This window comes from bacterium (assembly GCA_035281585.1).
Taxonomy (GTDB): Bacteria; UBA10199; UBA10199; order DSSB01; family DSSB01; genus DATEDP01.
On sequence record DATEDP010000123.1, the window covers coordinates 23,237 to 30,435 of the forward strand.

General features: G+C 62.1%; 7 protein-coding genes. 5 read left to right on the forward strand and 2 right to left on the reverse strand.

Annotated features, from left to right (window positions below):
* Positions 1-3: 3 nt before the first annotated feature.
* The 3 genes from recF (at position 4) to VJR29_10805 (ending at position 4,248) form a co-directional block, all read left to right on the forward strand.
* Positions 4-1,083, forward strand: coding sequence for a DNA replication and repair protein RecF (gene recF / locus VJR29_10795; GenBank protein ID HKY63898.1), 1,080 nt, complete (start codon positions 4-6; stop codon positions 1,081-1,083).
* A 108-nt stretch (positions 1,084-1,191) separates the two neighbouring features.
* A complete protein-coding gene (gene gyrB, locus VJR29_10800; protein ID HKY63899.1) occupies positions 1,192-3,627 on the forward strand; it encodes a DNA topoisomerase (ATP-hydrolyzing) subunit B in 2,436 nt (811 codons plus the stop codon).
* Positions 3,628-3,768: 141 nt separating this feature from the next.
* Entirely contained in the window at positions 3,769-4,248 is a 480-nt protein-coding gene (locus VJR29_10805; protein HKY63900.1) for a DcrB-related protein, read from the forward strand.
* 187 nt (positions 4,249-4,435) lie between these two features.
* Here VJR29_10805 and VJR29_10810 read toward each other — a convergent pair whose 3' ends face one another.
* The gene (locus tag VJR29_10810; GenBank protein HKY63901.1) at positions 4,436-5,191 is read right to left on the reverse strand and encodes a hypothetical protein; all 756 of its coding nucleotides are present in this window, start codon (positions 5,189-5,191) and stop codon (positions 4,436-4,438) included.
* Entirely contained in the window at positions 5,154-5,423 is a 270-nt protein-coding gene (locus VJR29_10815) for an acylphosphatase (protein ID HKY63902.1), read from the reverse strand. The genes VJR29_10810 and VJR29_10815 overlap by 38 nt, the downstream gene beginning before the upstream one ends.
* 91 nt (positions 5,424-5,514) lie before the next feature.
* Between VJR29_10815 and ruvX the strand changes: the two genes are divergently transcribed.
* Together ruvX and mltG are read left to right on the forward strand one after the other, a co-directional pair.
* Positions 5,515-5,952, forward strand: coding sequence for a Holliday junction resolvase RuvX (gene ruvX / locus VJR29_10820; GenBank protein HKY63903.1), 438 nt, complete (start codon positions 5,515-5,517; stop codon positions 5,950-5,952).
* Positions 5,949-7,109: an endolytic transglycosylase MltG gene (gene mltG, locus VJR29_10825; protein ID HKY63904.1), complete on the forward strand. Its 1,161-nt coding sequence runs from the start codon at positions 5,949-5,951 to the stop codon at positions 7,107-7,109. Before ruvX ends, mltG begins: the two co-directional genes overlap by 4 nt.
* Positions 7,110-7,199: the final 90 nt, after the last annotated feature.

Here is a 7,199-nt window from a genome sequence, read left to right on the forward strand (position 1 = left end):
AACGTGGCGATCCAAGCCCTGACCATCCGGCGCTTCCGCAACCTCGAGGACCAAGATTTCTTGCCTTCCACCGGCCTCAACGTCCTCGAGGGCGACAATGCCCAAGGCAAGACCAACCTCTTGGAGGCCATTTACTACCTGGCCAACGGCAAGTCCTTCCGGACCGCCGAGCTCTCCAGCCTGATCCGCTTCGAGTCAGCCTCGGCCGAGCTTTCGGCCCGCTGGGAGCAGGAGGGCTTGGACTACCGGCTGGAACTCTCGCTTCGGCCCGAAGGCCGGGAGCTCAAGTTTCAAGGCAAGCCGATCGTGCGGCTGGCGCCGGTTCAAGCCAGCCTTCGAGTCCTGGTCTTCACGCCCGACTCCTCCCAGCTGTTCCGCTTGGCGCCCCTAAGCCGGCGGCGCTATTTCGATCACGCCATCTCGGTCCAAAGTCCGGCCTACGCCAGCGCCTTGAGCCGCTATCAGCGGGTGCTCCGCCAAAGGAATCACCTGCTGGAATCGGGGGCACCGAGCCACCTCCTCGAGCCTTTCGATCGCCAATGGGCCGAGACCGCGGCCGCGCTGCTGACCGAGCGCCGGGTTTATCTCGAGCGGCTTTTGCCGGCTTGGAAAAAGCGCTGGCAAGCCTTGAGCGGAGAGGATTGGCGCTTGAGCGCCACTTGGGAGGGGCCGGTGGCTGAAAGGCGGATCGGTAATTCCGAAGCTTTGCTCGAGGCCCTGGCCGAAGTCGCTGCCGAAGAGCGACGCCAAGGCCGCAGCCTGCTCGGTCCCCAGCGCGAGGACTTGGTGCTGGCGCTGGCGGGTCATCCGGTCCGCGAGGCCGCCTCCCAAGGCCAGCAACGGATGCTGGTCATCGGGCTGAAGCTGGCCGAGGCCGACCTGTTCCGCGAGGAAAGCCGGCGGGCGCCGGTTTTCCTGCTCGACGATCTGGGCAGCGAGCTCGATGAGCGCCATCGCCGCCTGCTACTCGACAGCCTGGGCGAAATCGAGGCCCAAACCTTTCTGACCAGCGCCCAGAGCGGCGCTTACGCGGCCCTTCATGCCCGCAATTTCAGGGTGGAAAGCGGGCTCATTTCAGGCTAAGCCCTTGGTAGGGGCGACCCTCGCGGTCGCCCCATCTACTTAACAACGCCGTGGTTGCGGGCGGGCGCAAGACCCGCCCCCTACACTTGCATTTGTAAGGAGGAAATCTTGCCAACCGCGAAGCCGAACGAAGCCCCCAGCGGGGTTTATGACGCCAGTTCCATCAAGGTCCTGGAAGGATTGGACGCGGTCCGCAAGCGCCCCGCCATGTACATCGGTTCCACCGGCTCGGCGGGCCTCCATCACCTGGTATATGAGGTCGTGGACAATTCGATCGACGAGGCCTTGGCCGGATTTTGCGACCAGATCAAAGTCATCATCCACATCGACAACTCGATCACCGTCGAAGACAACGGCCGCGGCATCCCGGTCGACATGCACCCGACCGAGAAAGTCTCGGCCGCCGAGGTCGTCCTGACCAAGCTGCATGCCGGCGGCAAGTTCGAGCACAGCGCCTACAAGGTCAGCGGCGGCCTCCACGGCGTCGGCGTCTCCTGCGTCAACGCCCTTTCGGGCGAGCTCGACCTCGAGATCAAGCGCGACGGGACGGTTTATCACCAGCGCTACAAACAAGGGGTGCCGACCGCGCCGCTGGAGTCGACCGGCAAGACCAGCAACCGCGGGACCAAGATTTGGTTCAAGCCCGACGCCACGATCTTCGAAACCACCGAATACAGCTTCGACGTTTTGAGCAACCGGCTCCGCGAGCTCTCCTTCCTCAACAAGGGGATCAGGATCGAGATCAGCGACGAGCGCAGCGGCAAGAGCCACAATTTCCAGTACGAGGGCGGGATCGTCAGCTTCGTCGAGCATCTCAACCAGCGCAAGTCACCGCTCTATCCCAAGCCGATTTACTTCGAGGCCCAGAAGGACTCTTGCATCGTCGAGATCGCGATGCAGTGGAACGACGGCTATGCCGAGACCCTCTTTTCCTTCGTCAACAACATCAACACCCATGACGGCGGGACCCATGTCACCGGCTTCAAGTCGGCCTTGACCCGAGTCTTGAACAACTTCCTCCAGAACCAGGGCCTGCTCAAGTCACTCAAGGAAGACGGTCTCGAGGGCGAGGACATCCGCGAAGGCCTGACCGCCGTCATCTCGATCAAGATTCCCGACCCCCAATTCGAAGGCCAGACCAAGGGCAAGCTCGGCAACTCCGAGGTCGAAGGCCTGGTCAAGTCGGTGGTCGGCGAGCGTCTCAACCAGCTTTTCGAGGAAAATCCGACTCTCGGCCGAAAAATCGGCAGCAAGATCGTCGAGGCCGCCCGGGCCCGGATCGCCGCCCGCAACGCCCGCAACTTGGTCCGGCGCAAAAGCGCGCTCGAGATCGGCTCGCTACCCGGCAAGCTGGCCGACTGCCAGGAAAAGGACCCGGGCCTCTCCGAGCTCTACATCGTCGAGGGCGAATCGGCCGGCGGCTCGGCCAAGCAGGGCCGGGACCGGCGCAACCAAGCCATCCTCCCGCTCAAAGGCAAGATCCTCAACGTCGAGAAGGCCCGCTTCGACAAGATGCTGACCTCGGAGGAAATCCGGGTCCTGATCACGGCGCTCGGCGCCGGCATCGGCGAGAACGACTTCGACATCGAGAAGCTGCGCTACCACAACATCATCATCATGACCGATGCCGACGTCGACGGGGCCCATATCCGCACTCTGTTGCTCACTTTCTTCTATCGCCAGATGCCCCAGGTGGTGGAGCGGGGCTACCTCTACATCGCCCAGCCGCCGCTCTACAAAGCCAAGAAGGGCAAGGCCGAAAAGTACCTCAAGGACGAAGGGGCCCTCGAGGAATACCTGCTCGAGCTCGGGGTCGAGGACTTGAGGCTCAAGGCCCCGAAGAAAGAGGTCACCGGCAAGGCTTTGAGCGAGCTGACCCGGACCCTGATCAAGTACGACAAAATTTTGAACGGCATGCGCCAGAAGGCCGACCCCCGGCTGATCGACGCCCTGATCCTGGCCACCGACTTTTCGCCTGAAACCCTGAAAGACCCCCGGAAGATGGACGTCGAGTCCGACAAGCTGGCGGCCTATCTGACCCAGTATTACCCCGAGCTGAAGGACTTCGGCCTCGATACCGAGAAGGACGAGGAGCACAGCGCCCACCGGCTGGTCTACCGCACGCTCTACGGTGGGATGAATCGCCGGACCGTGATCGACGTGGTGCTGCTCGAGTCGCCGGAGATCCACGAGCTGCGCGGGATCCAAAAAGAGCTGGCGGCCCTCGGCGCCGGGCCTTACCAGGTGGTGAGCGGCGATGACAAGGCCAAGAGCCTGGCCACTCTCCGCGAGGTCAAGGATTTCATCCTGGCCAACGGCCGCGAGGGTCAATACATCCAACGCTACAAAGGCCTGGGCGAAATGAACCCCGAGCAGCTCTGGAGCACCACGATGAACCCGGAGAGCCGGACCCTCTTGCAGGTCCGGGTCGACGACCTGGTCGAGGCCGACGAGATCTTCACCGTCCTGATGGGCGATCAAGTCGAGCCCCGGCGCGAGTTCATCGAGAACAACGCGCTCAAGGTCCGAAACTTGGATGTTTAGCTAAGCCACCGGAATATGTGATTATTTTAAGCTTGGCGGGGGCGAAATGGGCGTGCTACGCTTCGGCGAGTCTTCGGCTTCGCCGGGACGAGCAGCCAATTCGCAGGGAATGCGAATTTTTTTCGACCTAAGGAGTCTTTCATGGGCAAGGTAGTCCTCAACGATCTCGAATTCGACGTTCCTTCCAACTGGCAGGACCAAGGCATGGTCACCCTGACCATTCCCTCCACCGACAAGAACGTCCGCCCCAACATCATCATCACCAAAGAGCGCCTTGCCCAGCCGGTGGACCTCCCGACCTATTTCGCCAAGATCAAAGAGGCGGTGAAAGCCCGCGGCATCCAGACTTTCCAGATCCTCGACGAGCGCGAGATCAGCATCGCCGGCCTGCCGGCCATGCAGATGGTCTGCGCCTGGGATTTGGCGGCGATGAAGCAGATGCTCGGGCCCAATGCCGAGGTGCTGAAGAACATCAAGCCCGGCCAGAAGGTCCAGCAGATCCAAGTCAGCTTCATCAAGGCCGACGTGGCGGTCAATCTCACCGCCAGCTTCCCGGCCGAGCAGTTCGAGATCTACACCCGGCCCTTCCAGAAATTTCTGGCGACCATCAAATCGGTATAACGTATCCCAAAGAATGTCATCCTGAGCGAAGCGAAGGATCTGTGACCTCTCAAGGTTCTTTAAAAGGCCCAAGACCCTTCGCCTCGACTAAGGGAATTCCCAGGATACGAAGGGGTTTTGAAGCTCTAAAGCTGCTTGGCAGGTCGCAGATCCTTCGCTCAGGATGACGATTGCAGAAGCGCTCAAATCAATCGCAGGTTTCGGCGCAATCAAGCTCGCGCAGCACCTCGCCCTTGGCGTTGAGGAAGGCGACCCGGTAGCTGGTGTCGCCGGTGTCGAAGATCACCTGGACCTCGCCCGAATCCCGCTGAAAATAACGCTGATAGCTGCCGTCGGCGAATTGCTTGAGGGTGACGGCGAAGGGCCCCTGCTTGCGAGTCTGCTGGTTGTAGATCAAAGTCCGCTTGCGGTCGAAGAAAAGCTCCTCCTCGCGATCGGGCCACTGAATGCGCCAGAGGCTGGAGCCGTTGGAATAGCTGATCCAGGTCATCGGGATTCCATCGACCACGCTCTTCTGCTCGTTTCCGCCTTCGAGCGGGGCTCCGCCCACCGAGCCCGCGGCCAAGCGCCGGCCGGTCGGGGCCTTCTTGCCGCTGAGGTATTTCTTCTTCGAGCTCATCGAACCGCCGAGGTCGGTCTCCTCAACGGCGAGGCCCATGGCCTCGGCACCGCTTTCATGGGCGGCCTTATCCGAAAGGCTGACTTCGGCTAGCACCGCTTTTTTGGCATCGCGCAAGCTCAGCTGGCCCTGCTCCGACCAGAGCAGGCTTCGGCCCTTTTCCAGGAATATCTGAGCGCCGCCGGAGCCGCTTCGCAGCTCGCCGGGCAGGGGGGGCAGGGCGGCGGCCGCCTTGTCCTTGGCCGCCAGCGGAGTCGCGGCCAACAGGAGGAGCGGAGCCAGGACCTTAACGCTCGATCCGAAAATCTTTCCAATCCTTCTCATCGTCGATCCATTCGCTTTCCACCGACTCGACATGGGCGGCCGGCGGCCCTCGATGGCAAAGCCGCTCCAATTCCAAGAGCGCTTGACGCTGGCCTTGGGCCAGCCATTCGACTCGGCCGTCGGGGAGATTGCGGACCCAGCCGGTCAGGCCCAATTCGCGGGCCCTCTCTTGGGTCCAGGCTCGATAGAAGACGCCCTGGACCCGTCCTCGGATCTGGGCTTTCAATTGCATCGTGACATTTCCTCCGCAAGTTTTAGCACAATCCCGTTTCGGCGAGGAGATTTCTTTACGCGGCGCCTCAGCCGGGCATAAAATTTCCCCCATGAAAATTTTAGCCATCGATCCCGGCGGCAAGCGAGTCGGCCTTGCGGCCAGCGACGCCCTTCATCTCACAACCCGGCTGCTGCCGGTGCTCCAAGTCAAGCAGCTCAAGTCCTCAGTGCCTGAGCTGGTCAAGCTGATCGCCCAGGAGGACTTCACCAAGGTCGTCGTCGGCCTTCCGCTCAACATGGACGGAAGCGAGGGCGCGGCCGCCAAGGGAGCCAGGGAGCTGGCCAAGGCCCTCGAGGCGGCGCTGAAGAAAAAAAAGTTGAGCTGCGAGGTCGAGCTTTGGGACGAGCGGCTCACCACGTTCGAAGCCGAGCAAAGAACCCGCCAGCAAGGCGTGGCCAAGGCCAAAGCCAAGGCTTTTCTCGATTCGGTGGCGGCCGAAGTGCTGCTCGAAGACTACCTCTCCTCCCATTCCAAGGTTAAAATATGAAAACCCTGCTTAAAATCATCCTACTCCTGGCCATCCTGGGCATGGCCGGCTACCTCTACTTGGCGATGCAATGGGGGCCTTATGGCCGGGGCGGCTCGGTCTACCTTCCCCGGGGCAGCTCGCTTTCCCAAATCGCGACCTTGTTGGAGCAAGGCAAGCTGGTTCGCAGCGCCTGGTCATTCAAGCTGCTGGCCCGTTGGAAAGGACAAGCCGGCCAGCTCAAAGCCGGCGAATACGTTTTCGCCGAAGGGCCAAGCGCGGCCCAAGTCTTGGATAAGATCGTCCGGGGCGACCGGTTGATCCGTCGAATCACGGTTCCCGAGGGCTACAGCTTCGCCCAGATCGCGGCGTTGATCGAGCAAGCCGGCATCGCTCCTCGCACCGAGGTGATGAAGCATTTCCGCGATCCGTCCCTGCTCGCCGAGCTCGGCTTCGCGGCTCCCAGCCTCGAGGGATATCTCTTTCCCGCGACCTACGAGTACGATCGCCAGACCAAGGTTCCGAATCTGCTCAAGGAGATGATCGATCACTTCAAGCGCAGCACCGCCAACCTCGCGGCCCGGGCCAGCGCCGCCGGCTGGACTTGGCCCCAGCTGGTCACCTTGGCTTCGCTGATCGAAAAGGAGACCGGTCAGGCCTCCGAGCGGCCGCTGATCAGCTCGGTCTTTCAAAACCGGCTGCGTATCGGCATGCCCCTGCAAACCGATCCCAGCGTGATCTACGGCTTGGCCAATTTCGATGGAAATTTGAGGAAGGAAGACCTGCGCAACCCCCATCCCTACAACACTTACGTTCACATCGGTCTGCCGCCCGGTCCGATCGCTTCGCCGGGGCTGGCCAGCCTCGAAGCGGTCTTGGCGCCGGCGGCGAGCAATTATCTCTTCTTCGTCTCCAAGGGCGACGGAACCCACTTCTTCTCATCGACTCTCGACGAGCATAACGCCGCGGTCGCCCGCTATCAGCTCGGCAAGGGTCTCACCGAAACCGCGCCCTCGGCGCCGGGACCGAGCGGAGCCAAGCCCAAACCGGCGCCCACGCCCGGTGCCAGCCGTCCCCAGGACAAAGCCGTGCCGATGCCGGGCGCGCCGTTGCCGCAGACGCCGGGCGCCAGTACGCCACTGATGAAGACGGCGCCGATGCCGAGGGCGAATCCGTAGCTTAGCGTCATTCCGAGGCCCCGAAGGGGCTGAGGAATCTCATACCTCGCAAGGCAGTCGGAGTTCCCTCGCTCCGCTCGGGATGACAGC

Coding starts and splice junctions, on each gene's coding strand:
- mltG (HKY63904.1), top strand. CDS start 5,949: ATGAAAACCCTGCTTAAAATCATCCTACTCCTGGCCATCCTGGGCATG.
- VJR29_10815 (HKY63902.1), bottom strand. CDS start 5,423: ATGCAATTGAAAGCCCAGATCCGAGGACGGGTCCAGGGCGTCTTCTAT.
- VJR29_10805 (HKY63900.1), top strand. CDS start 3,769: ATGGGCAAGGTAGTCCTCAACGATCTCGAATTCGACGTTCCTTCCAAC.
- ruvX (HKY63903.1), top strand. CDS start 5,515: ATGAAAATTTTAGCCATCGATCCCGGCGGCAAGCGAGTCGGCCTTGCG.
- VJR29_10810 (HKY63901.1), bottom strand. CDS start 5,191: ATGAGAAGGATTGGAAAGATTTTCGGATCGAGCGTTAAGGTCCTGGCT.